Source organism: Mesorhizobium huakuii (genome assembly GCF_030160235.1).
GTDB lineage: Bacteria > Pseudomonadota > Alphaproteobacteria > Rhizobiales > Rhizobiaceae > Mesorhizobium > Mesorhizobium huakuii.
On sequence record NZ_BSNY01000030.1, the window covers coordinates 194,465 to 215,853 of the forward strand.

General features: G+C 63.7%; 26 protein-coding genes. 20 read left to right on the top strand and 6 right to left on the bottom strand.

The window, feature by feature from the left end; genetic code table 11:
* Nucleotides 1-148 precede the first annotated feature (148 nt).
* Complete coding sequence (locus tag QQK95_RS16845; protein WP_284274720.1) at nt 149-1,171, top strand: glycosyltransferase family 4 protein; 1,023 nt, start codon at nt 149-151, stop codon at nt 1,169-1,171.
* Between the two features lie 128 nt (nt 1,172-1,299).
* Here QQK95_RS16845 and QQK95_RS16850 read toward each other — a convergent pair whose 3' ends face one another.
* The 3 genes from QQK95_RS16850 to QQK95_RS16860 all read right to left on the bottom strand — a co-directional run bounded on the left by QQK95_RS16850 (nt 1,300) and on the right by QQK95_RS16860 (nt 2,818).
* Entirely contained in the window at nt 1,300-1,659 is a 360-nt protein-coding gene (locus QQK95_RS16850) for a tRNA-binding protein (RefSeq protein WP_284274722.1), read from the bottom strand.
* 11 nt (nt 1,660-1,670) lie between these two features.
* Nucleotides 1,671-2,171: a type III secretion system chaperone family protein gene (locus QQK95_RS16855; RefSeq protein ID WP_013893499.1), complete on the bottom strand. Its 501-nt coding sequence runs from the start codon at nt 2,169-2,171 to the stop codon at nt 1,671-1,673.
* Between the two features lie 344 nt (nt 2,172-2,515).
* Nucleotides 2,516-2,818: an accessory factor UbiK family protein gene (locus QQK95_RS16860; protein ID WP_027055368.1), complete on the bottom strand. Its 303-nt coding sequence runs from the start codon at nt 2,816-2,818 to the stop codon at nt 2,516-2,518.
* Between the two features lie 157 nt (nt 2,819-2,975).
* Here QQK95_RS16860 and QQK95_RS16865 point away from each other — a divergent pair, with 157 nt between their 5' ends.
* The 10 genes from QQK95_RS16865 (at nt 2,976) to QQK95_RS16910 (ending at nt 10,900) form a co-directional block, all read left to right on the top strand.
* Nucleotides 2,976-3,236, top strand: a complete 261-nt coding sequence (locus tag QQK95_RS16865; protein ID WP_284274739.1) for a type II toxin-antitoxin system ParD family antitoxin — start codon at nt 2,976-2,978, stop codon at nt 3,234-3,236.
* Nucleotides 3,233-3,535: a type II toxin-antitoxin system RelE/ParE family toxin gene (locus QQK95_RS16870; RefSeq protein ID WP_284274742.1), complete on the top strand. Its 303-nt coding sequence runs from the start codon at nt 3,233-3,235 to the stop codon at nt 3,533-3,535. Before QQK95_RS16865 ends, QQK95_RS16870 begins: the two co-directional genes overlap by 4 nt.
* A gap of 102 nt (nt 3,536-3,637) precedes the next feature.
* On the top strand, nt 3,638-3,871 hold the full coding sequence (locus tag QQK95_RS16875; protein WP_284274744.1) for a BrnA antitoxin family protein: 234 nt from the start codon (nt 3,638-3,640) through the stop codon (nt 3,869-3,871).
* Between the two features lie 133 nt (nt 3,872-4,004).
* A complete protein-coding gene (lgt, locus tag QQK95_RS16880) occupies nt 4,005-4,865 on the top strand; it encodes a prolipoprotein diacylglyceryl transferase (protein ID WP_284274746.1) in 861 nt (286 codons plus the stop codon).
* A complete protein-coding gene (locus QQK95_RS16885) occupies nt 4,862-5,950 on the top strand; it encodes a class I SAM-dependent methyltransferase (protein WP_284274748.1) in 1,089 nt (362 codons plus the stop codon). The genes lgt and QQK95_RS16885 overlap by 4 nt, the downstream gene beginning before the upstream one ends.
* A 116-nt stretch (nt 5,951-6,066) precedes the next feature.
* Complete coding sequence (pgeF, locus tag QQK95_RS16890; protein ID WP_284274750.1) at nt 6,067-6,861, top strand: peptidoglycan editing factor PgeF; 795 nt, start codon at nt 6,067-6,069, stop codon at nt 6,859-6,861.
* Nucleotides 6,861-8,012, top strand: coding sequence for a M24 family metallopeptidase (locus QQK95_RS16895; protein WP_056578952.1), 1,152 nt, complete (start codon nt 6,861-6,863; stop codon nt 8,010-8,012). The genes pgeF and QQK95_RS16895 overlap by 1 nt, the downstream gene beginning before the upstream one ends.
* A gap of 43 nt (nt 8,013-8,055) precedes the next feature.
* Nucleotides 8,056-8,679 (top strand): hypothetical protein, encoded by a 624-nt coding sequence (locus QQK95_RS16900; RefSeq protein WP_284274755.1) that lies wholly within the window; start codon nt 8,056-8,058, stop codon nt 8,677-8,679.
* Between the two features lie 168 nt (nt 8,680-8,847).
* The gene (locus tag QQK95_RS16905; RefSeq protein WP_019860650.1) at nt 8,848-9,783 is read left to right on the top strand and encodes a ribose-phosphate pyrophosphokinase; all 936 of its coding nucleotides are present in this window, start codon (nt 8,848-8,850) and stop codon (nt 9,781-9,783) included.
* Between the two features lie 139 nt (nt 9,784-9,922).
* Entirely contained in the window at nt 9,923-10,900 is a 978-nt protein-coding gene (locus QQK95_RS16910; RefSeq protein ID WP_284274760.1) for a Bug family tripartite tricarboxylate transporter substrate binding protein, read from the top strand.
* A 51-nt stretch (nt 10,901-10,951) separates the two neighbouring features.
* On the opposite strand, the gene QQK95_RS16915 is transcribed toward QQK95_RS16910, so the two are convergent.
* A complete protein-coding gene (locus tag QQK95_RS16915) occupies nt 10,952-11,830 on the bottom strand; it encodes an AraC family transcriptional regulator (protein ID WP_284274762.1) in 879 nt (292 codons plus the stop codon).
* 151 nt (nt 11,831-11,981) lie between these two features.
* Here QQK95_RS16915 and QQK95_RS16920 point away from each other — a divergent pair, with 151 nt between their 5' ends.
* Entirely contained in the window at nt 11,982-13,223 is a 1,242-nt protein-coding gene (locus tag QQK95_RS16920) for an MFS transporter (protein WP_284274764.1), read from the top strand.
* A gap of 68 nt (nt 13,224-13,291) precedes the next feature.
* On the opposite strand, the gene QQK95_RS16925 is transcribed toward QQK95_RS16920, so the two are convergent.
* Nucleotides 13,292-14,149 (bottom strand): alpha/beta fold hydrolase, encoded by an 858-nt coding sequence (locus QQK95_RS16925; protein WP_284274766.1) that lies wholly within the window; start codon nt 14,147-14,149, stop codon nt 13,292-13,294.
* A 148-nt stretch (nt 14,150-14,297) separates the two neighbouring features.
* Here QQK95_RS16925 and QQK95_RS16930 point away from each other — a divergent pair, with 148 nt between their 5' ends.
* The 8 genes from QQK95_RS16930 to QQK95_RS16965 all read left to right on the top strand — a co-directional run bounded on the left by QQK95_RS16930 (nt 14,298) and on the right by QQK95_RS16965 (nt 20,539).
* Nucleotides 14,298-14,726, top strand: a complete 429-nt coding sequence (locus QQK95_RS16930; RefSeq protein ID WP_284274768.1) for a MarR family winged helix-turn-helix transcriptional regulator — start codon at nt 14,298-14,300, stop codon at nt 14,724-14,726.
* Nucleotides 14,727-14,963: 237 nt separating this feature from the next.
* A complete protein-coding gene (locus QQK95_RS16935) occupies nt 14,964-15,605 on the top strand; it encodes a 50S ribosomal protein L25/general stress protein Ctc (RefSeq protein ID WP_284274770.1) in 642 nt (213 codons plus the stop codon).
* Between the two features lie 22 nt (nt 15,606-15,627).
* Nucleotides 15,628-16,350: an aminoacyl-tRNA hydrolase gene (gene pth, locus QQK95_RS16940; RefSeq protein WP_284274771.1), complete on the top strand. Its 723-nt coding sequence runs from the start codon at nt 15,628-15,630 to the stop codon at nt 16,348-16,350.
* Between the two features lie 95 nt (nt 16,351-16,445).
* Nucleotides 16,446-17,549 carry a redox-regulated ATPase YchF gene (gene ychF, locus QQK95_RS16945; RefSeq protein ID WP_284274773.1) on the top strand — a complete coding sequence of 368 codons (1,104 nt, stop codon included), beginning with the start codon at nt 16,446-16,448 and terminating at the stop codon, nt 17,547-17,549.
* An 18-nt stretch (nt 17,550-17,567) separates the two neighbouring features.
* Nucleotides 17,568-18,359: an APH(3')-II family aminoglycoside O-phosphotransferase gene (locus QQK95_RS16950; RefSeq protein ID WP_284274775.1), complete on the top strand. Its 792-nt coding sequence runs from the start codon at nt 17,568-17,570 to the stop codon at nt 18,357-18,359.
* A gap of 150 nt (nt 18,360-18,509) precedes the next feature.
* The gene (gene corA / locus QQK95_RS16955; RefSeq protein WP_284274776.1) at nt 18,510-19,484 is read left to right on the top strand and encodes a magnesium/cobalt transporter CorA; all 975 of its coding nucleotides are present in this window, start codon (nt 18,510-18,512) and stop codon (nt 19,482-19,484) included.
* 114 nt (nt 19,485-19,598) lie between these two features.
* Complete coding sequence (locus QQK95_RS16960) at nt 19,599-20,069, top strand: MaoC family dehydratase (RefSeq protein WP_284274778.1); 471 nt, start codon at nt 19,599-19,601, stop codon at nt 20,067-20,069.
* Nucleotides 20,066-20,539, top strand: coding sequence for a MaoC family dehydratase (locus QQK95_RS16965; protein ID WP_284274781.1), 474 nt, complete (start codon nt 20,066-20,068; stop codon nt 20,537-20,539). Before QQK95_RS16960 ends, QQK95_RS16965 begins: the two co-directional genes overlap by 4 nt.
* A gap of 144 nt (nt 20,540-20,683) precedes the next feature.
* Here the strand turns inward: QQK95_RS16965 and QQK95_RS16970 are convergent, their stop codons facing one another.
* Nucleotides 20,684-21,229, bottom strand: coding sequence for an adenine phosphoribosyltransferase (locus tag QQK95_RS16970; RefSeq protein WP_284274783.1), 546 nt, complete (start codon nt 21,227-21,229; stop codon nt 20,684-20,686).
* Between the last annotated feature and the right edge of the window lie 160 nt (nt 21,230-21,389).

Below are 21,389 nucleotides of genomic sequence, written 5' to 3' on the forward strand. Positions count from 1 at the left end.
AACGCGCGACATCACTTGATTCGACCTTGCCGCCCCACTTCGATCCCGTGCCCGCCCGGGTGCGCTGGAGCGAAGCGCGGGCCGCCGGCTGGTCGCCGTTGCGGCATCGTCTCAAGGCAACCGTCGACCTTTCCAGCAAAGGGCCGCCATGCGCATATTGATGGTCACCGACGCCTGGCGCCCGCAGGTCAACGGCGTCGTCCACACGCTGGAGCGGCTCACCGAAACGCTGAAATCCTTCGACGTCGCGGTGGATTTCCTGACACCCAACATCTTTCGCACGCTGCCCCTGCCGACCTACCCCGACATCCGCCTGGCGCTGACCACCCCAGGCCATGTCGCGCGCCTGATCGACGCCTACAAGGCCGACCATATCCACATCGTCACCGAAGGGCCGCTGGGCATCATGGCGCGGCGCTATTGCCGCAATGCCGGCCGGCCGTTCACCACCAGCTATCACACGCGCTTTCCCGAATATCTCAGCGCCCGCCTGCCGGTACCGGAAAGCTGGGCCTATCGCTGGCTGCGCGACTTCCACAATTCCGGCCAGGGCACGCTGGTCGCCACCCAGTCGCTCGCCGACGACCTTGCGGCGCGCGGCTTCAACAAGCTGAGGCCGTGGACGCGCGGCGTCGACACCGAGCATTTCCGCCCGGACAAGCGCAAGGACCTCGGCTTCCCCGGTCCGGTCTTCCTCTGCGTCGGCCGCGTCGCCATCGAGAAGAACCTCTCCGCCTTCCTCGACCTCGACCTGCCCGGCAGCAAGGTGATCGTCGGCGAAGGTCCGGAGCTAGCCAAGCTGAGGGCGAAATATCCCAACGCGCATTTCCTCGGTCACCGTCCCAATGACGAGCTGGCCGAGATCTACGCCTCGGCCGATGTCTTCGTCTTCCCCAGCCGCACCGACACCTTCGGCAACGTCATCATCGAGGCGCTGGCCAGCGGCACGCCGGTCGCCGCCTATCCGGTGACCGGGCCGATCGACATCGTCGGCGATGGTTTTGGCGGCGCGGTCTCCAACGATCTGCGCGAAGCCGCGCTCGCCGCCCTCAAGGTCGACCGCGCCGAGGCCAGAGATCGCGCGATGCGCTATAGCTGGAAAGCCTGTGCGGAAATGTTCCTCGACACGGTCGAGGAAGCACTCGGCAGGACGCGCAAGCTGGCGGCCTGACCCTCCCTTCGTCATCCACGGGCGGAGCGTCGGCGAAGCCGGCGCGCAGACCCCCGAGGATCGCCCGCTCCGCCCGTGGATGACGACAGCGGGTAATGCGCGACGACCGCAACTATCGGCGGCGAACCCTAGAACAGCCGCCCGCCGTCCGGCACCTTGCGCTCGATGGCGCCCAACACGACGGCGCCCTCCTCGTCGGGAAAGCCGAGCGTCAGCACTTCCGACATGAACGGCCCGATCTGGCGGGGCGGGAAATTCACCACCGCGAACACCTGCCGGCCTACCAGAGTCTCCGGCGTATAATATTTGGTGATCTGCGCCGACGATTTCTTGATGCCGATGTCGGGTCCGAAATCGATCCTCAGCTTGAAGGCAGGCTTGCGCGCCTGTGGAAACGGTTCCGCCTCGACGATGGTGCCGGCACGGATGTCGACACGATCAAAATCGGCAAAACTGATCTCTGGCTTACGCTCTTTGCTTGCACTCATGCGCGTCCTGCTCAGGCGTTGCCGTAGGTCTCGAACAGCACGCCGGCCAGTGCGTCCTTGGCCGAGGTTCCCGACCAGACGACGAACTGGAAGGCCTGGAAATAGCATTCGCAGGCTTCCAGCGCCGACGACAGAAGCACCTCCACCTGCTGGCTCGACGGCTCGACCCCGCCGGCCAAAAGCAGCGACTGGCGGAACATGATCGCGCCTTCCTGCTCCCAGAGGTCGAAATGCCCGAACAGCATCTGTTCGTTGATCAGCGACAACAGCCGCATCACTTCCAGCGCGCGGGTCTCCGGCACCTTGATGTCGAAGGCGCAGGCCAGATGCAGCGCCTCGAAATCCTCCATCCAGGAGAAGGAGACGTGATAGTCGGTCCAGCTGCCTGCGACCGAGATCGAAATTTCATCGTCGCCGGCCCGTTCGAAGGACCAGTCATTGTTGTGGGCCACCTGCTCGATAACATCCACCGGATGGATTTCGCGGGAGAATTCGAGTTCGAGAAGTTCCATGGAATGCTTCCTGTCGTTCTGAGGAGCGCCGCCACACGCTCCGCGGGAGGGCACACACAACGAACAATCTGATCTAGAACTCGGACGGCCAAGACTTACTTCGCGCTGAAGACTACTTCTCGACGCAAAGACCCCAGACCGGACCCCACCGCCCGGTCGCATGACCCTGCTCCGAATCATGCAACAAATTCAGTCTATTGATCGGGAGTCGCGTGAACAGCCCAATTTTTCGCACTGCGTCATTCGCATGTGGAAAGGCGCTGTCACAAAGATTCATGCAATGCCGTTAAGCGATTCACGGCAAAGCGATTTTCAGGATCGCACTATGTGGAAAAGTTTAACGATTATTTTTTTGCACGGGGCTTCGCCGCCGCCGCTGGTGCGGCATCACCGGCGAGTTCGGCGAGCTTCGCCTCGAGCGCTTCGATGCGGGCGGCAAGCCTGGCATTCTCGTCCCGGGCCTTGGCGGCCATCTCGCGCGCGGCCTCGAATTCCTCGCGCTGCACCACGTCCATCGAATTGAGGATACGCTCCGCCTGCCCCTTGAAGGCGGTCTCAACCTCGCGCCGGACACCCTGCGCGGCACCCGCGGCATCGGTCATCAGCTTGGCGAATTCATCGAGAATGCGGTTCGGTCCGGTCGACATGGCAAATCCTCGCTTTGCTCGAAATGACGTAGTGGCGCGGGGCGAGGAATGCAAGAACGTTGAGGGCTGCTGCGGCATCAAGTCGAACCCTCCAAAATCACTGGCAAGCCGGATTAATAACTATTATTATTCAAGAGTGTTTTGTAGGAGTGCCGCCATGGCCATCAGCGCAGACTTGGGAGCCCGCCTCGAAGATATCGTCAACCAGCTCGTCAACACCGGACGCTACAATTCAAAGAGCGAAGTACTGCGTGAGGGTGTTCGCCTCGTCGAAGAACGGGAAAAGCGTCTCGCCGCGCTCGATGCAGCCCTCGCCAAAGGCATTGCGGATGCCGACGCAGGCAGGGTCAAGGCTGGCGACGAGGTGCTGGACAGACTTGAAGCCAAATACAAGGCGATGGCAGAGAAGACCAGGTGAGGAAGCTGGTCTTCACAGACCAGGCCGAGGCAGACCTTGAAGCCATTGGCGACTACATCGCGTTCGACAGCCCATTTCGGGCCGTCACGTTCATTCAGGAGTTGCGCCGCGATTGTCTGGATTTACGCTCCATGCCGGAGCGGTATCCACTCTTTGAGCGGCCTCGATCTCCGGGTATCCGCCGGCGCGTTCACGGCAATTATCTGATTTTCTATCGCGTTAGCGCCGACGCCGTGGAGGTACTACACATATTACACGATGCGATGGACCTAAGGACGATCTTGTTTCCCGAGAATTGACGACATGACCGCGCCCTATACGAAGTGGCGCCAAGTCGCATATTGTGGCGTTTTCCTCGCGACCGGCGTCAAGCATGAGTCGCCTCCAGTCAGGGTCCCCCAATGGCAATGCCCCCGCGCCGACCGACAAATCCGTTCGCGGCCGCCGAAGCGGCCTTCAAGCCGGTTAAGAAGCCGGCAGCGCCCGTTCGCGAACCCTCGGCCACGCCGAATGTCCGCGAGCTTGTCTCGATCCGGATCGACCGGGCCGTGCTCGACCATTTCCAGGAAGACGGTCCAGGCTGGCAGGACAGGATCAACGACGCATTGCGGCAGTGGCTGGCCGCCAAGGGGTGAGTTGACCACGCGCGACGCGATGGCTCGCAACGGGATCCGTCCCAGCACTTGACGGCAACCACCTTGCCTTGACCCTGCCAAAACCCTGCCGCATGGTCCGCGCCCGAACGCGACCGCAACCGAGAGCTCCCCGTTGAACGAATATTTCCTGCTGCCGCTGGCCTCGTTGCCCTTCCCCAACATCAACCCGATCCTCATCCAGATCGGGCCGCTGGCGGTACACTGGTACGGCGTCGGCTACATCGTCGGCATCCTGTTTGCCTGGTGGTACGCCAAGCGGCTCGCCGCCAACCCGAAACTGTGGCCCGACGGCATCCTGCCGATGAAGCCGGAGGACCTCGACGATTTCATCGTCTGGGCGGCCATCGGCGTCGTGCTCGGCGGCCGCACCGGTTATGTGCTTTTCTATGACTTGCCGCGCTACATCGCGCATCCGCTCGACATCTTCGCCGTCTGGCAAGGCGGCATGTCGTTCCATGGCGGCCTGCTCGGCGTCATCCTCGCCATGACGCTGTTTTCCATCAAGCGCGGCATCCGCACCTGGTCGCTGTTCGACGTCGTGGCCGCCGGCGTGCCGGTTGGGCTTGGCCTGGTGCGCATCGCCAACTTCATCAATTCCGAGCTTTGGGGCCGGCCGACCGACGTGCCCTGGGCGATCGAATTCCCCAATGGCGGACCGTTCACCCGCCATCCGAGCCAGCTCTACGAAGCCCTGCTCGAAGGCCTGGTGCTGTTTGTCGTGCTGCGCATCCTCACCCATTCGCGCCTCAAGCTGAAGACGCCGCGCTTCGTCGGCGGCGCCTTCATCTGCGGCTACGGCCTGTCGCGCATCTTCGTCGAGTTCTTCCGTGAACCCGACCAGCAGCTCGGCTACCTCCTCGGCACCAACTGGCTGACCATGGGCATGATCCTGTCGACGCCAATGGTGCTGGCCGGCATCTGGGCGATGGCGACCGCCAAGCCGGCGACGCAGTCACAGCCGCAGGCGACATGACGCGGCTGAAGACCCGCGTCGTCGACCTGATCGAGGCGCTCGGCCCCCTTCCCGTCAACGAATACATGGCGATGTGCCTGTTCGACCCCGCGGACGGCTACTACACCACACGCGAGCCCTTCGGCGCCGCCGGCGACTTCGTCACCGCGCCGGAGATCAGCCAGATGTTCGGCGAACTCGTCGCCGTCTGGCTCTACCAGGCTTGGACAGCGATTGGCCGGCCGATGCCGGTCACCATCGCCGAGATCGGCCCTGGCCGCGGCACGCTGATGAAGGACATGCTGCGCACGCTGTCGCGGCTGGATCCTACCCTGGCCAATGGCGCGGCCTTCGCCATGATCGAGACCAGCCCGCGCCTGACTGAAATCCAGAAGCAGACGCTTGGCGCGACGCCATTCGCGATAGGCTGGCACGAGACCATCGAGACACTGCCTGATCAGCCGCTGCTCATCGTCGGCAACGAATTGTTCGACGCCGTGCCGGTCCGCCAGTTCGTCCGCGCCGGCACGGGCTGGCGCGAGCGCGTGGTCGGCCTCGACGACGAGGACACCCTTTGTTTCTTCGCCGGCGCCGGCTCGGTCGACTCGACGCTGCTGCCCCTCGACGCCGCTGAAGCGCCGCAAGGCGCGATCGTCGAAGTAGCACCGGCCCGCACCGCCCTGATGGCCGCCATTGCCGGGCGCATTGCCCGAAACGGCGGCGCCGGGCTGTTTCTCGACTATGGCCATCTGCAGCCGGGGGTCGGCGACACGCTGCAGGCCTTGCGCCGGCACAATCACGAAGATGTGCTGGCCAATCCCGGCGAGGCCGATCTCACCTCGCATGTCGATTTCGCCGCCCTTGCCGCAACGGTGCGCGCCCACGGTCTCGACGCCCATCTGTCGACGCAAGGCAATTTCCTGCTCGGCATGGGCATTCTCGAGCGCGCCGGCCGGCTTGGCGCCGATGCCGGCCAGGCGACCCGCGACAAGATATCAGGCGATGTCGAGCGTCTTGCTGGCCCGCAGGCCATGGGCGACCTGTTCAAGGTGCTTGCCGTCCTGCCGCGCGGCGTGCCGATCCGGCCCTTTGCGACGGCGGATTGACTTTTCACCGCTGCCTCTCCCAATCTCGCGTCCGGTAAAAGAGCGGCCGAACCGCCGGCCACCTCGCTTCCGGACTTTTTCTTGACGAAACCGCCCACACGGACAACAACGCCCGCATGCTGAATCAGACCAAACCGGATCCCGTTCGGTCGCCGCTGCTGGACAAGGCGCAGGCACAAGGCATCCGCCACGGCTATTTCACCCGCACGGGCGGCGTCTCGACGGGCATCTATGAGGGCCTTAACATCGGCACCGGGTCGGATGACGACAAGGCGCTGGTGGCCGAGAATCGCGCCCGTGTCGCCGCCTGGATGGGCGTGCCGGCGAACCATCTGCTGACTGCCTGGCAGGTCCATTCGCCCGACGTCATTGTCGTCAGGGAACCCTTTGCCGGCGAACGGCCCAAGGCCGATGCTATCGTCACCGACCGCCCAGGCATCGCCATCGGCGCCTCGACTGCCGACTGCGGCCCGGTGCTGTTTGCCGATTCCGGCGCGCGCATCATCGGCGCGGCGCATGCCGGCTGGAAAGGCGCTTTTACGGGCGTGCTGGAGAACACCGTTGCCGCCATGGAAAGCCTGGGCGCCCGGCGCGAAAACATCGTCGCCGTGCTCGGCCCCTCGATCGGCCCCGCCAATTACGAGGTCGGGCCGGAATTCGTCGCCCGCTTCGTCGAGGCCGACGCGGAGAACATCGGCTATTTCTCGCCCTCCGCCACATCAGGCCATGCCATGTTCGACCTCAACCGTTACACGGTCGACCGGCTCATCAGGGCCGGCGTGACCGCCGAGGGCCTCGGCCGCTGCACCTATGCCGAGGAAGATTTGTTTTACTCCTACCGGCGCACCACGCACCGCAAGGAACCCGATTACGGCCGGCAGGTTTCGGCCATCGTTTTGGAGAGTGAATAATGGCGCTGCATTTTGAACGATCGGAATTTGACGCGCGGCGCGACCGGCTGATGATCGAGATGGCCGAGAAGAAACTCGACGCCATCCTGCTGTTCGCGCAGGAAAGCATGTACTGGCTGACCGGCTACGATACGTTCGGCTTCTGCTTCTTCCAGTGCCTGGTGGTGAAGGCCGACGGCTCGATGGTGCTTTTGACGCGATCGGCCGACCTGCGCCAGGCGCGGCATACCTCGATCATCGACAACATCGTGCTTTGGACCGACCGCAACGGCGCCAACCCGGCGGTCGACCTGCGCAATCTGCTCAACGACCTCAACCTCCTCGGCGCCCGCATCGGGGTCGAATACGACACCCATGGCCTGACCGCCTATAATGGCCGACGGCTGGACGAGCAGTTGCAGACCTTCGGACAGATCGCCGATGCGTCCGGCATTGTCGGCCGGCTGCGCCTGTTCAAGAGCCCGGCCGAGATCGCCAAGGCCGAGAAGGCCGCCAATCTCTCCGACGACGCGCTCGACGCGGCACTGCCGCTGATCAAGCAGGGCGGCGACGAGGCGCTGATTCTGGCCGCCATGCAGGGCGCGGTCTTCGCCGGCGGCGGCGACTATCCGGCCAACGAGTTCATCATCGGTTCGGGTGTCGATGCTCTGCTGTGCCGCTACAAGGCCGGCCGCCGCAAGCTCACCAAGAACGACCAGCTGACGCTCGAATGGGCCGGTGTCTTCCATCACTACCACGCGCCGATGATGCGCACCGTGCTGACTGGCAAGGTGTCGAAGCGCCATCAGGAACTGTTCGACGCCGCGCGCGCCGCCCTTCTCGCCGTCGAAAAGGCGATGACGCCGGGCAACACGTTCGGCGACGTCTTCGACGCCCACGCCCGCACCATGGAGGCGCATGGCCTGACCAAGCACCGGCTGAACGCCTGCGGCTACTCCGTCGGCGCCCGCTTCACGCCGTCCTGGATGGACATGCCGATGTTCTACCAGGGCAATCCGGAGCCGATCGCGCCGCACATGACGCTGTTCGCCCACATGATCATCATGGATTCCGAGACCGAGACGGCAATGACGCTTGGCCGCACCTACCTGACCACCGAATCCCAGCCGAAGCCGCTTTCCCGCCATGATCTCGACTTGATCGTACAGTGAATCCATAATGGGAGGCGTTCTTCGCCAAGGAGTTAGAAGGCAAATGAGACGATCGCATGTGACGACCGTGTCATTGCTTGTGGCATTGACTCTGGCTGCCTGCACCAACGCAAAGGACGTTCTCGAACCTTCCGCCATCACCCCGCCGGCGACTTCGGGGCCGGTAGCGCCGGGCAGCACGGCGGCCACGGTTCCCACCCCATCGACAGCTGCGCCCGCGACCACTACGGCGGGGGCGTCCGCCACCACCACGCCGCTCACCCCGGCCCAAAGCGCTGCCATCCTGTCGAAGACCCGGCTGCAGATCGCGCCGATCGTCGGCGCTTCGGTCGAGGCCGCGACCCCGCTGACGGCGGAACTGCAGACGCGCGCCAGGCAGCGCGGCATCACGCTTGCCGGCAGCGCCGACCAGACCGCGACTCATGTGCTGAAGGGCTATTTCTCGGCGATTTCGGAGGGCAAGGACACCACCGTCATCTATGTCTGGGACGTCTACGACCCCTCAGGCAACCGCCTGCACCGCATCAACGGCCAGATGAAGGCGCCTTCGGCCAATTCCGGCGCAGGCGCCGACAGCTGGAAGGGGGTCTCGCCGGCCACCATGCAGGCGATCGCCGACCAGACCATCGACCAGTTCGCGGCATTTCTTGGCGGCAAGGCTGGCTAGCAAGGCATGCTTGAGTGTTGCCTCTCGGCGATGGCACGAACCTTTCTTCAGCTTAGCCGGCGGATTCCCGATCTCGGCGCTTGCAATACCAGCGCGGGCCGCTAAAAGCCCGATTAAAAGGTGCGGGAGAGTCTGTCAGGCCTTCCCATCCCCCACCAGGAACGGTGCATGAAACTCTTCGCGGGCAATTCCAACAGGGTGCTGGCCGAAGCGGTCGCCCGCTATCTCAACATCCCGCTGGGCAAGGCCAGCGTCAGGCGCTTCGCCGACCAGGAAATCTTCGTCGAGATCCAGGAAAACGTGCGCGGCGAGGATGTCTTCATCCTGCAGTCGACCTCGTTCCCGACCAACGATCATTTGATGGAACTGCTCATCATGATCGACGCCTTCATGCGCTCCTCGGCCAAGCGCATCACGGCGGTGATTCCCTATTTCGGCTACGCCAGGCAGGATCGCCGCGCTTCCGGCCGCACGCCGATCTCGGCCAAGCTGGTCGCCAACATGATCACCCGCGCCGGGGTCGACCGCGTTCTGACGCTCGACCTGCATGCCGGCCAGATCCAGGGCTTCTTCGATATCCCGACCGACAATCTGTTCTCGGTGCCGGTGATGGCCCGCGACGTGAAGGCGAAATACAAGCAGCTCGGCAATGTCGTGGTGGTGTCGCCCGACATTGGCGGCGTGGTGCGGGCGCGTGCGCTGGCCAAGCGCTTCGATGCGCAGCTCGCCATCGTCGACAAGCGCCGTGAGCGCCCGGGCGAATCGGAAGTGATGAACATCATCGGCGCGGTCGCCGGCAAGGATTGCCTGCTGATCGACGACATCGTCGATTCCGGCGGCACGCTGTGCAACGCCGCCGATGCGCTTCTGGCCAACGGCGCCACCAGCGTCACCGCCTATATCACCCATGGCGTGCTGTCGGGTGGCGCCGTCGCCCGCATCAGCGGCTCGAAGCTGCAGGAACTGGTCATCACCGATTCCATCCAGCCGACGCAAGGCGTGCTCGACGCCCCCAACATCCGCGTCATCTCGATCGCCGACCTGATGGGCGAGGCGATTTCGCGCACGGCGACCGAGGAATCGGTGTCGAGCCTGTTCGACTAAAACCTCTTTCAACGAAATGTCGGCAAGGCGCAGCGGGACGCCCTAGTATCGACCGCTCGCCTGCCTTGTGCCGCCAGCAGAGGTTTCCTTACGCGCTTGCCATGGCATACTGCCCTTCCAAACAATGGAGGAGTAGCACATGCCAATCCGGCGAAGGACTTTGCTTGGGCTTGCCGTTTCCGTCGCGGCTCTCTTTTCGGCGCCGATAGCCTCTGCCGCCGATTTTCCCGACCGGACCATCACGATGGTTGTTCCCTTTTCCGCGGGCGGCTCAACGGACCTGGTCGCGCGCCTCGTCGCCAACAAGATGTCCGAGAGCCTCGGGCAGCAGATTGTCGTTGAAAATGTCGGCGGGGCCGGCGGCAGCATCGGCGCGGCCCAGGTCGCCCGGGCCGATCCGGACGGCTACACGATTTTGATGGGCACGGTCGCGACACACGCGCTCAACCCGCTCATCCTCAAGACCAAGCCCTACGATGCGGAGAAGGATTTTGCTCCGATATCGCTGCTTGTGCTGGTGCCGAACGTCCTGGTCGTGAACCCTCAATTTCCCGCCAAGGACGTCAAGGAACTGATCGACCTGTTGAAGAAGGACCCGGACAAATATGCCTACGCCTCGTCGGGCAACGGCACCCCGCTGCATCTCTCCGGCGAGCTTTTCAAGACGATGGCCGGCGTCAGCATGCAGCACATACCCTACAAGGGCGCCGGACCGGCCCTGAACGACGTCATCGCAAATCAGGTGCCGATGATGTTCGACAACCTGCCGTCTTCATCGGGGCATATCAAGGGTGGGACGCTGCGAGCCTTGGGCGTCACCACCAAGCAGCGCGTTCCCTCCTTCCCCGACGTCCCGGCGATCGCCGAGACCATTCCCGGTTATGAAACCTACAGCTGGAACGCCCTGTTCGCGCCCGCGGGTACCCCGGCGGACGTGATCGAGGTTCTTCACAAGGCGGCAGCCAAGGCGTTGCAGGATCCCGACGTGATTGCGCGCATGGGCCAATTCAGCGCCTCTATCGTGGCCTCCACTCCGGAAGAGCTGGCAACCCACGTGAAGGCTGAACTCGCCAAGTGGGAGCCGATCGTCAAGGCGAGCGGCGTTCAGATGGATTAGACCCACCGATGCAATTCCAGGAATCGCTTTCGCGCTTTTCCTGGGATTGCCTCACGGCGCCGGGGCCTCGAGGCGAGGCGTGGCTCGCCTTATGCCTTCGCCATTGTCTCGCGCGCCGCGCATATAGCCGCGCGGCGACGAGCCCAGCATGCGCTTGAACATGGTGATGAAGGCCGGCACGCTGTCATAGCCCAGGTCGAGCGCCACCCTCGTGATCGGCTCGCCATCGGCGAGCCGAGGCAACGCCGCGAACAGGCAAGCCTGCTGGCGCCATGTCGACAGCGACAGGCCGGTCTGACGCTGGAAGGCGCGGGTGAAGGAGCGCCGGCTCATGCCGGCGGCGTCAGCCCATTCGTCGATCGTCGCATGCGGCGAAGGTGCCGCGACAAAGCGGCGGCACAGCGCCGCCAGCCTGGGATCGGACGGGAACGGCAGGCCGAGCGGCCGTTCCGGCAAGGTCGGGATCTCATGCAGCAACAGCTTCATGATCAGCCCGCCGCGCCCTTCCAGCTCGCCGCCTTGCGGCAGTTTCTCCGATTCCACGATCAGGCTGTGCATCAGCTCGGTGACGCCGACGACGCGCAAGCCCTCCGGCAGCCCCGGAATCGCGCCCGGCATGACATAGACCGAGCGCATCGAGACATCGCCCAGCATCTCGACGGAATGCTCGATGCCGGCCGGGATCCACATCGCGTGGTCTGGCGGCACCATCCAGCGCCCGTGCCGCGTCGTCACCAGCACCACGCCGACCAGCGCGTGCAGCAACTGGCTGCGCCTGTGGCGGTGTTGCGGCACGTGGTAGCCGTCGGGATATTCGGTCGGCAACGCCACCGCCGGGCCGGCGACCTCCTCCAGCCATTGCCAGCGGCTCTGGTGCAGTTGGCCGAGATCGGCATTGCCGGCGCGGAAAATTTCCCTGCCATGCGGCATCTGGTATGGCCCACTTGCGAAACTATTGGACCAAACCACGAAAGAAGTCGCGCGGCAAGCAGCTTATAAGGCAACCGTCCCTAAGGCGGCCGCGGGAGCGTCCGCCTGATTGCCCGCGGGCTTGCCCGCCAAAAAGACCACGGAGCCTGCCTTGACCGATACGACAGCCGCCAGCGTCGCGTCACCAGCGACCGCCAGTCACGCCTCAGCCCAGGCGACGGCCTTCACCGTCATCCTGGCGGTGAGCTTCTGCCATTGCATCAACGACATCATGCAGTCGCTGCTATCGGCCATTTACCCGCTTCTGAAACAGAATTATGGCCTCGATTTCTGGCAGATCGGCCTGCTGACCTTCACCTTCCAGGTGACGGCGTCCTTGCTGCAGCCGGTGATCGGCATGATCACCGACAAGCGGCCGATGCCCTATTCCCTGCCCTACGGCATGGCCTCGTCGCTGATCGGCCTGGTCGTGCTGGCCTATGCCGGACACTACTATCTGCTCTTGATCGGCGCCTCGCTGATCGGCATCGGCTCGGCGATCTTCCATCCCGAATCCTCGCGCATCGCGCGCTTTGCCTCTGGCGGCCGTTTTGGCCTGGCGCAGTCGCTGTTCCAGGTCGGCGGCAATTTCGGCCAGTCAATGGGGCCGCTGCTGGCCGCCTTCATCGTCGTGCCGTTCGGCCAGACCAGCATCGCCTGGTTCGCCGTCGGATCGCTGATCGGCATCGTCGTCTTGTGGCAGGTCGGCGGCTGGTACAGCCGGCTCCGCGCCGCGCAAGGCACCCGCAAGGCGGCAAGCTTCGTCTCGCCCTTCCCGCGCCGCAAGGTCATGAGCGCGCTGGTCGTGCTGACCCTTCTGGTGCTGAGCAAGAACGCCTACATCGCCAGCCTCGCCAGCTACTACACCTTCTACTCCATCCATAAATTCGGGGTGTCGGTGCAGATGAGCCAGGTGATGCTGTTCCTGTTCCTCGGCGCATCGGCGCTGGGCATCCTGCTCGGCGGCCCGTTCGGTGACCGCTACGGACAGAAGGCGATGATCTGGTTCTCGATTGTCGGCGTGCTGCCCTTCACGCTGGCGCTGCCCTACGCCAATTTGGAATGGACGATGGTGCTGACCGTGCTGATCGGCCTCATCCTGTCATCGGCCTTCTCCAACATCGTCGTCTTCGCGCAGGAACTGGTGCCGGGTCGCGTCGGCATGATCGCCGGCATCTTCTTCGGCTTCGCCTTCGGCATGGGCGGCATAGCGGCGGCCGTGCTCGGCGTCGTCGCCGACATCAAGGGCATCGATTTCGTCTTCCAGATCTGCTCGTATCTGCCGTTCCTGGGACTGTTGACGGTGTTCCTGCCCAACATGAAGGAAGCCCGGAAGGCTCAGGCAACAGCCTAGCTTCGGCTGACCCTGAACGGATACGGAAAGGCACCCGCCATTGGCGGGTGCCTTTTTTCTTAGAGAATTCAGGCCTTGAAGAAGGCCAGCAGGTCGGCGTTGATGACATCGGCGTGGGTTGTCGCCATGCCGTGCGGGAAACCCTTGTAGACCTTGAGCTCGCCCTTCTTGAGCAGCTTGATCGACAGCAGCGCCGAATCGGCGATCGGGACGATCTGGTCGTCGTCGCCATGCATGACCAGCACCGGCACGTCGATCGCCTTCAGATCCTCGGTGAAGTCGGTTTCCGAGAATGCCTTGATGCAATCATAATGCGCCTTGGTGCCGCCCATCATGCCCTGGCGCCACCAATTGTCGATGACCCCTTCCGAGACTGCCGCGCCCGGACGGTTGAAGCCATAGAACGGGCCTGCGGGGACATCCCGGTAAAGCTGGGCGCGGTTGGCTGCGACGCCGGAGCGAAAACCGTCGAAGACCTCGATCGGCAGGCCGCCGGGATTGGCGGCCGTCTTGAGCATGATCGGCGGCACGGCGCCGACCAGCACCGCCTTGGCGACGCGGCCGCCCGAGCCGTACTTGGCGACATAGCGCGCCACCTCGCCGCCGCCGGTCGAATGGCCGACATGGATGGCGTTCTTGAGATCGAGATGCGCGGCGAGTTCAGCGACATCGGCGGCGTAGGTGTCCATCTCGTTGCCGATATCCGTCTGCGTCGAGCGGCCGTGGCCGCGCCGGTCATGGGCGATGACGCGGTAGCCTTGTGCCAGGAAGAACAGCATCTGGGCGTCCCAGTCATCGCTGCTCAACGGCCAGCCATGATGGAAGACGATGGGCTGGCCGGTTCCCCAGTCCTTGTAGAAAATCTGCGTGCCGTCCTTGGTGGTGATCGTGCCGCTGCCGGAACCGGATTTCGTCTGCGAAGCCATCTCAATCTCCTTTGATTGTTTTCGCGATAAACAATATCGCGATATCCATATGGCTAGCGCGACCTTGAGCCCTTGTCTACAAAAATATGTATCGCGATATCATTTTTCGTGGTACATATTTCTTGATTAATCGGCAAAGGAATGTGTCGTGCCTCTCCCGTTGGACAATCAGCTCTGCTTCACGCTCTACGCCACCTCGATGGCGATCAACCGCACCTACAAGCCGATGCTGGACGAGATGGGGATCACCTATCCGCAATATCTCGTGCTCAACGCACTGGGTGAGGCCGACGGCATGTCGGTCGGCTCGATTGCGCACCGGCTCGCTTTGGAATCGAGCACCGTCACGCCGCTGGTGAAGCGCATGGAACACGCCGGGCTGGTCACCCGCCAACGCAGCCACACCGACGAGCGCCAGGTCCAGGTCGACCTGACATCGGCCGGGCGCGCGCTGCTTACCCAGTGCAACTGCCTCAACGAGACCCTGATCGAGCGCTCGGGCATGACGCTGGCCGAGCTCGATGCGTTGAACCGGCAGATCCAGGCGCTGCGGGATGCGCTGAGCGGAGATCGGTAGCCGCGCGCCTCCCGCTCCGGCTTGCACCCTCGCCCGCCTTCCGCTATAGAGCCGCCACCCGCGTAGACACCCTTGGAGGCAACGCGGCGGAAGGCTGCCTTCCCTTGTGATTCCGAACAAAGCTCCGTCTCAAGGCGGGCGCCCTCATTCGGACATCGAGGTCTGGCGGCTTTCGACGTTTACGGCTTGGGCAATTTGCTCTCCGAAAACGCTCCATAACACGCGAAAGGAAAAGCCATGAGCCACGATACTTACGAGCTCAAGGCCGAAGCGCGCGAACAGGTCGGTAAGGGGTCCGCCCGTGCAGTTCGCCGCAACGGTAAAGTGCCTGCAGTAATCTATGGTGACAAGCAGCCTCCCCTGGCTATCGCTCTCACCTACAAGGACATCTACTACAAGATCCATGGCGGCGGGTTCCTGACCACGATCGCCACGATCGATGTCGACGGCAAGAAGATCCAGGTCCTGCCGAAGGACTTCCAGCTCGACCCGGTCAAGGATTTCCCTGTCCATGTCGACTTCCTGCGCATCGGCAAGGACACCGAAGTCAATGTCGACGTGCCTGTCCACTTCATCAATGAGGACAAGTCGCCCGGCATCAAGCGCGGCGGCGTGCTCAACATCGTGCGTCACGAAGTCGAGTTCCACTGCCCGGCCAATGCGATCCCGGAATTCATCACCATCGATCTCACCGGCACCAACATCGGCGACTCGATCCACATCTCGGCAGTCAAGCTGCCGGCCGGCGTCAAGCCGGTCATCTCCGATCGCGACTTCACCATTGCGACCATTGCCGGTTCGTCGGCGATGAAGCCGGAGACGGAAGAGACGGTTGAGGTGGCTGCACCTGAAGCGGCTCCTGCCGCCGAAGAGAAGTAACTCTTTCCGCCCGGAGCAGACGATGCTTGTCTTTGCAGGCCTCGGCAATCCGGGCGCGAAATACGCTGATAACCGGCACAATGTCGGCTTCATGGCGGCGGACGCTATCGCCCGCCGCCATTCCTTTTCGCCCTGGTCGAAGAAATTCCAGGGCCTGATCGCCGAGGGCACGATCGCCGGCGAAAAGATCATCCTGATCAAGCCGCAGACCTTCATGAACCTGTCCGGCCAGTCGGTCGGCGAAGCGCTGCGCTTCTACAAGCTCGAGCTTGCCGCGCTCACCGTCTTCTATGACGAGATCGACCTCGCCGAAGGCAAGCTGCGCATCAAGACCGGCGGCGGCGCCGGCGGCCACAACGGCATCCGCTCGATCGACGGCCATGTTGGCAACGCCTATCGCAGGGTACGCATCGGCGTCGGCCATCCCGGCGTCAAGGAAATGGTCCAGCACCATGTGCTCGGCGATTTCGCCAAGGCCGACCGCGAATGGCTCGATCCCTTGCTCGATGCGATCGCCGACAACGCCGCCATGATCGTCAAGGGCGACGAATCCGGCTTCATGAACAAGGCCGCCCTTGCCGTCCAGGGCAAGGCGATAGCCGAACTGGAAAAGCCGGCGCAGAAGCAGGCACCCAAGCAACAGAGCCACATCCGCCAGGCACGCCCGCCGCAGGCGCCCGCCAAGCTGCCGGAATCCGGCCCGATGGCCGCCATGCTGAAGAAACTCTTCGGCAACAAGGACTGAGCGGAGCCGCATGCGGCCTTACAGGGCTTGACGTTGATCACCCCTATCGCCCATAGCCCTCATCAAATTTCGCTTTTCCGATAGGACTGGACAAAATGGGTTTCAAATGCGGCATCGTTGGCTTGCCCAACGTCGGCAAGTCGACGCTCTTCAACGCGCTGACCAGGACGGCGGCGGCGCAGGCCGCCAACTATCCGTTCTGCACCATCGAACCGAACACCGGCGAGGTAGCGGTGCCCGACCCGCGCCTGCAGAAGATCGCGGCCATCGGCAAGTCCAAGGAGATCATCCCGACCCGCATCTCCTTCGTCGACATTGCCGGCCTGGTGCGCGGCGCCTCAAAGGGCGAAGGACTGGGCAACCAGTTCCTCGCCAATATCCGCGAGGTCGACGCCATCGTGCATGTGCTGCGCTGCTTCGAGGATGACGACATCACCCATGTCGAAGGCCGCATCGACCCCGTCGCCGACGCCGAGACGGTCGAGACCGAGCTGATGCTCGCCGACCTCGACAGCCTCGAGCGCCGCATCGTCCAGATCCGCAAGCGCGCCGGCAGCAAGGACAAGGAAGCCACCACCGTGCTGCCGATGATGGAGGCCGCGCTCGAACTGCTGCAGGCCGGCAAGCCAACCCGTGTATTGCTCAAGGGTATTTCCACCGAGGATCTGCGCATCCTGCAGGGCTTGAACCTTCTGACCTCGCACCCCGTGCTCTATGTCTGCAACGTCGCGGAGGCCGATGCCGCGACCGGCAACGAGCACACCAGGGCCGTGGAAAAGATGGCCGCCGCGCAAGGCGCCGGCACCGTGGTGATCTCGGCCGCGATCGAGGCTGAAGTCGCCCAGCTCTCCGACGAGGAGGAGATGGAATTCCTGTCCTCGCTCGGCCTCGACGAGCCGGGCCTCAACAAGGTGATCCGCGCCGGTTATGAGCTTTTGCATCTCATCACCTATTTCACCGTCGGGCCGAAGGAGACGCGCGCCTGGACCATCCACAAGGGCGACAAGGCCCCGCAGGCGGCCGGCGTCATCCACACCGATTTCGAACGCGGCTTCATCCGCGCCCAGACCATCGCCTATAACGACTTTGTCACGCTGGGCGGCGAAGTGGCGGCCAAGGAAGCCGGCAAGGCGCGCGACGAAGGCAAGGAATATGTCGTCCAGGACGGCGACATCATGCTGTTCAAGTTCAACACCTGACGCCTCAGGCGGCAGACGATGCCCAGCCGTCCTCCGGAAACCGACCTGCCGAACGGGTTCCGCCAGCTGGCATCCGGCTATCGCTGGCACCGCCAGACCATCGGCCAGTCGCAGGCCGGCGTGTTCCGGCTGGCGGCCGACGGCAAGCCGGCCCTGTTCCTGAAATATGAGCGCAACGGCCCCTTTGCCGAACTTGCCGATGAGGCCGCGCGGCTGCGCTGCCTTGCCGGACAAGGCATTGCTTGCCCCGATGTGATTGCCCTGGAAAGCCATGCCGGTCACGACTGGCTGCTGATGTCGGCCGTCGCCGGCGAGGATCTGGCGTCGGCGGCCATCGATCCGGCCCACGTCATCGCCATCATGGCCAGCGCGCTTCGCGGCCTGCACGCGCTCGACATCCGCTCCTGCCCCTTCGACCATCGCCTCTTCAGGCGGATCGCGGCGGCGCGGGCCCGCATGGAAGCCGGCGAAGTCGACGAAAGTGATTTCGACGAGGAACGCCAAGGGCGAACCGCCGCCGAGGTCTTCGCCGAGCTTGAGGCGCTCCGGCCGGCGACCGAGGACCTTGTCGTCACCCATGGCGACGCCTGCCTGCCGAATGTCATGGCGACCGAAGGCCGTTTCAGCGGGTTCATCGATTGCGGCCGGCTGGGCGTGGCGGATCGCCACCAGGATCTGGCGCTCGCCTGCCGGAGCATCCGCTACAACATCGGCGGGGCCTGGATAGAGCCTTTTCTAGAACGGTACGGGCCGCCGGAAACCGAACCGGCGAAATGTTCCTGGTACCGCCTGCTCGACGAGTTTTTCTGAGCGGCCGATCCTGGCCGGCTCCACGGGCTTGTCTTGATTTCGTCATGCCACAGGTCTAAGCGGCTTGCACACGGTCGCGCACACGACGAGGAGCCGTGCAATCCGACACGACGCGCAATCCGAACGCACCTTCGCAGGGGAGATCTGGCGATGATCAAGGCCTTTGTCGTGGACAATGATCGCCTGCGCGTCGTCGATGACCTGCTGGCCGAGGGCGATAGGGTTGTCTGGGCCGATCTGGTCAGTCCGACCAAGGAAGAAGAAGCCACCATCGAAAGCTGGCTCGGCGTCGCCATCCCGACCCGCGAGGAGATGGAGGAGATCGAGATTTCCAGCCGCCTCTACATCGAGGATGGCGCCTACTTCATGACCGCCACTTTGCCCGCCCAGACCGAGGTCGACGATCCCCTGATGTCGCCGGTCACCTTCGCGCTTGCCGGCAACAGGCTGATCACCATTCGCTATCATGAACCGAAGGCCTTCAAGACCTTCCCGCTGCGCGCCGAGAAGGTGGCGACCGGCTGCACCAGTGGCGACACCATCCTGATCGGCCTCCTGGAAGCGATCGTCGACCGGCTCGCCGACATCCTCGAGCGCGCCGGCCGCGACATCGAGGCGATTTCGCGCGACATTTTCCAAGCACGCTCGACCAAGGTATCGAAGCGCAACCGCGACTTCCAGGAACTGCTGAAGGCCATCGGCCGCAAGGAAGACATCGCCTCGTCCGTGCGCGACAGCCTGATCTCGCTGCAGCGCCTTGCCGGCTTCCTCGCCCATGTCGCGACCCAGACCAAGATGAGCAAGGATGTCCGCGCCCGCATCAAGACCTTGTCGCGCGACGTGCTGTCGCTCGCCGACCATGCCACCTTCCTGTCGCAGAAGATCTCCTTCCTGCTCGACGCCACGCTCGGCATGATCTCGATCGAGCAGAACGCCATCATCAAGATCTTCTCGGTCGCCGCCGTCATCTTCCTGCCGCCGACACTGGTCGCCTCGATCTACGGCATGAATTTCGACATCATTCCCGAGCTGAAATGGGAGTTTGGCTATCCCTTCGCCATCGGCCTGATGATTCTGTCGGCGATCCTGCCCTTCTGGTATTTCCGACGCCGCGGCTGGCTCTGACCGCAGCCGGCGGCGCTGGCTGCCTCAGGCTGGCTCACCAGAAAGGACTTGACCAAAACGCTGCCGGCCTGCATCCGGGTTGCCCGATCCTTGGGATTTAACCGGATTGCCGACATGACCGCAAAGACATGGGCCTATGAGGATTTCGTCGAGGGCGCCTCGTTCGACCTCGGCACGAAACAGGTGAGCGCGGCCGAGATCATCGAGTTCGCCAGCGAATTCGATGCCCAGCCGATGCACCTCGACGAGGAAGCCGGCAAGGCCAGCATTCTCGGCGGCCTTTCGGCTTCGGGCTGGCACACCTGCGCCATGTTCATGCGCATGCTCTGCGACGCCTTCCTGCTGGACTCCACCTGCCAGGGCGCGCCCGGCGTCGATCAGGTCAAGTGGAAGAAACCGGTCCTGGCCGGCGATACGCTCAGAGGCAATTTGGTTGTCCTGGCCAAGCGCCTGTCGCGATCGAAGCCGCAGCTCGGCTTCATCACCATGCGCAGCGAGTTGGTCAACCAGCGCGGCGAAAGCGTCTTCGAGCTTGAGAATTCCGTCATGTTCCTGACACGCGATGCCGCGGGGAATGCGGCATGACCCTCGACCAATTCTTCCGCATCGGCACCACGATGACGCTGGGCTCGCACACTTTCGAGCCCGAGGCGATCAAGGCGTTCGCCCGCAAATACGATCCGCAGATTTTCCACATCGACGAGGAGGCCGCTCGGAAGAGCGTGCTGGGCGGGCTCTGCGCCTCCGGCTGGCACACCGCCGCCACCTGGATGAAGCTCAACCTCGAAGCGAGCATGGATGCCGAGGGGGCCGGTTGGAACGGCCCCGGTCCGGTCCCTGAATTCGGCCCCTCGCCCGGCTTCAAGAACCTTAGGTGGCTGAAGCCGGTCCATGCCGGCGAGACCGTCACCTTCAGCCGCACCGCGCTGTCCCATCGCGCCATCGCCTCGCGCCCCGGCTGGCGAATGCTGTCGCTGCGCGCCGAAGCTTTCGATTCGACCGGCGACAAGGTGCTGGAGTTTGAAAGCGCCGTGCTGGTGAAAGTGGGTGAGTAGCCGGTTCGCGTAAGCGAATTCATCGTGCCAGTGGCACGATGAAAGGCCGACGAACGCCGGATCGCTGCGAAGCAGCGGGGACCCGGCAGGCCGCGGACATCAAGCTCGATCCCGTATTTGTCTGCCGTGCGGATTTCGCGCCTCTCAATGTCCCTCGAACCCGATCAGCGTCCTGACCGGCACGCCCAGCGTCTCGAGCTTGGCGCGCCCGCCGAGATCCGGCAGGTCGATGACGAAGCAGGCGGCAAGGATATCGGCCCCGATCTGGCGCAGCAGCTTGACCGCCGCTTCCGCCGTGCCGCCAGTGGCGATCAGGTCGTCGACCAGGATCACCTTTTCGCCTGGGGCAATGCCGTCCTTGTGCATCTCCATCTCGTCCAGCCCATATTCCAGGCTGTAGGCGACGCGCACCGTCTCGAAAGGCAGCTTGCCCTTCTTGCGGATCGGCACGAAACCGGCCGAGAGCTGATGGGCGACGGCGCCGCCCAGGATAAAGCCGCGCGCCTCGATGCCGGCGATCTTGTCGACCTTCTGGCCGGCATAGGGATGCACCAGTTCGTCGATGGCGCGGCGGAAAGCGCGCGCATTGCCGAGCAGCGTGGTGATGTCGCGAAACAGGATGCCGGGCTTCGGATAGTCCGGGATGGTGCGGATCGCCGCCAGCAGCGTGTCTTCGAGCGAAGGTTTCATGAGGCGGCTCCGGATGATCCAGCTGACAGGTTTGAAACGGCGCGGGAGGCTGATCGTAGCCCGGCGCGACCGACAACGGCTAGCGCGATGTGGCGGCCGAGACAAGCGCATCCGGCAAAGGATTGGTCTTGCCGGCGCGGCGATTGTCCGCGCCGATGCC

Bases quoted from the DNA above. Each gene is read 5' to 3' on its own strand.
- QQK95_RS16900 (WP_284274755.1), top strand. From the start codon at position 8,056: ATGAGACGATCGCATGTGACGACCGTGTCATTGCTTGTGGCATTGACT.
- corA (WP_284274776.1), top strand. From the start codon at position 18,510: ATGATCAAGGCCTTTGTCGTGGACAATGATCGCCTGCGCGTCGTCGAT.
- QQK95_RS16960 (WP_284274778.1), top strand. From the start codon at position 19,599: ATGACCGCAAAGACATGGGCCTATGAGGATTTCGTCGAGGGCGCCTCG.
- QQK95_RS16965 (WP_284274781.1), top strand. From the start codon at position 20,066: ATGACCCTCGACCAATTCTTCCGCATCGGCACCACGATGACGCTGGGC.
- QQK95_RS16875 (WP_284274744.1), top strand. From the start codon at position 3,638: ATGGCAATGCCCCCGCGCCGACCGACAAATCCGTTCGCGGCCGCCGAA.
- QQK95_RS16910 (WP_284274760.1), top strand. From the start codon at position 9,923: ATGCCAATCCGGCGAAGGACTTTGCTTGGGCTTGCCGTTTCCGTCGCG.
- pgeF (WP_284274750.1), top strand. From the start codon at position 6,067: ATGCTGAATCAGACCAAACCGGATCCCGTTCGGTCGCCGCTGCTGGAC.
- QQK95_RS16845 (WP_284274720.1), top strand. From the start codon at position 149: ATGCGCATATTGATGGTCACCGACGCCTGGCGCCCGCAGGTCAACGGC.
- QQK95_RS16850 (WP_284274722.1), bottom strand. From the start codon at position 1,659: ATGAGTGCAAGCAAAGAGCGTAAGCCAGAGATCAGTTTTGCCGATTTT.
- ychF (WP_284274773.1), top strand. From the start codon at position 16,446: ATGGGTTTCAAATGCGGCATCGTTGGCTTGCCCAACGTCGGCAAGTCG.
- QQK95_RS16935 (WP_284274770.1), top strand. From the start codon at position 14,964: ATGAGCCACGATACTTACGAGCTCAAGGCCGAAGCGCGCGAACAGGTC.
- QQK95_RS16915 (WP_284274762.1), bottom strand. From the start codon at position 11,830: ATGCCGCATGGCAGGGAAATTTTCCGCGCCGGCAATGCCGATCTCGGC.
- QQK95_RS16855 (WP_013893499.1), bottom strand. From the start codon at position 2,171: ATGGAACTTCTCGAACTCGAATTCTCCCGCGAAATCCATCCGGTGGAT.
- QQK95_RS16950 (WP_284274775.1), top strand. From the start codon at position 17,568: ATGCCCAGCCGTCCTCCGGAAACCGACCTGCCGAACGGGTTCCGCCAG.
- QQK95_RS16895 (WP_056578952.1), top strand. From the start codon at position 6,861: ATGGCGCTGCATTTTGAACGATCGGAATTTGACGCGCGGCGCGACCGG.
- QQK95_RS16925 (WP_284274766.1), bottom strand. From the start codon at position 14,149: ATGGCTTCGCAGACGAAATCCGGTTCCGGCAGCGGCACGATCACCACC.
- QQK95_RS16905 (WP_019860650.1), top strand. From the start codon at position 8,848: ATGAAACTCTTCGCGGGCAATTCCAACAGGGTGCTGGCCGAAGCGGTC.
- pth (WP_284274771.1), top strand. From the start codon at position 15,628: ATGCTTGTCTTTGCAGGCCTCGGCAATCCGGGCGCGAAATACGCTGAT.
- QQK95_RS16970 (WP_284274783.1), bottom strand. From the start codon at position 21,229: ATGAAACCTTCGCTCGAAGACACGCTGCTGGCGGCGATCCGCACCATC.
- QQK95_RS16860 (WP_027055368.1), bottom strand. From the start codon at position 2,818: ATGTCGACCGGACCGAACCGCATTCTCGATGAATTCGCCAAGCTGATG.
- QQK95_RS16885 (WP_284274748.1), top strand. From the start codon at position 4,862: ATGACGCGGCTGAAGACCCGCGTCGTCGACCTGATCGAGGCGCTCGGC.
- QQK95_RS16865 (WP_284274739.1), top strand. From the start codon at position 2,976: ATGGCCATCAGCGCAGACTTGGGAGCCCGCCTCGAAGATATCGTCAAC.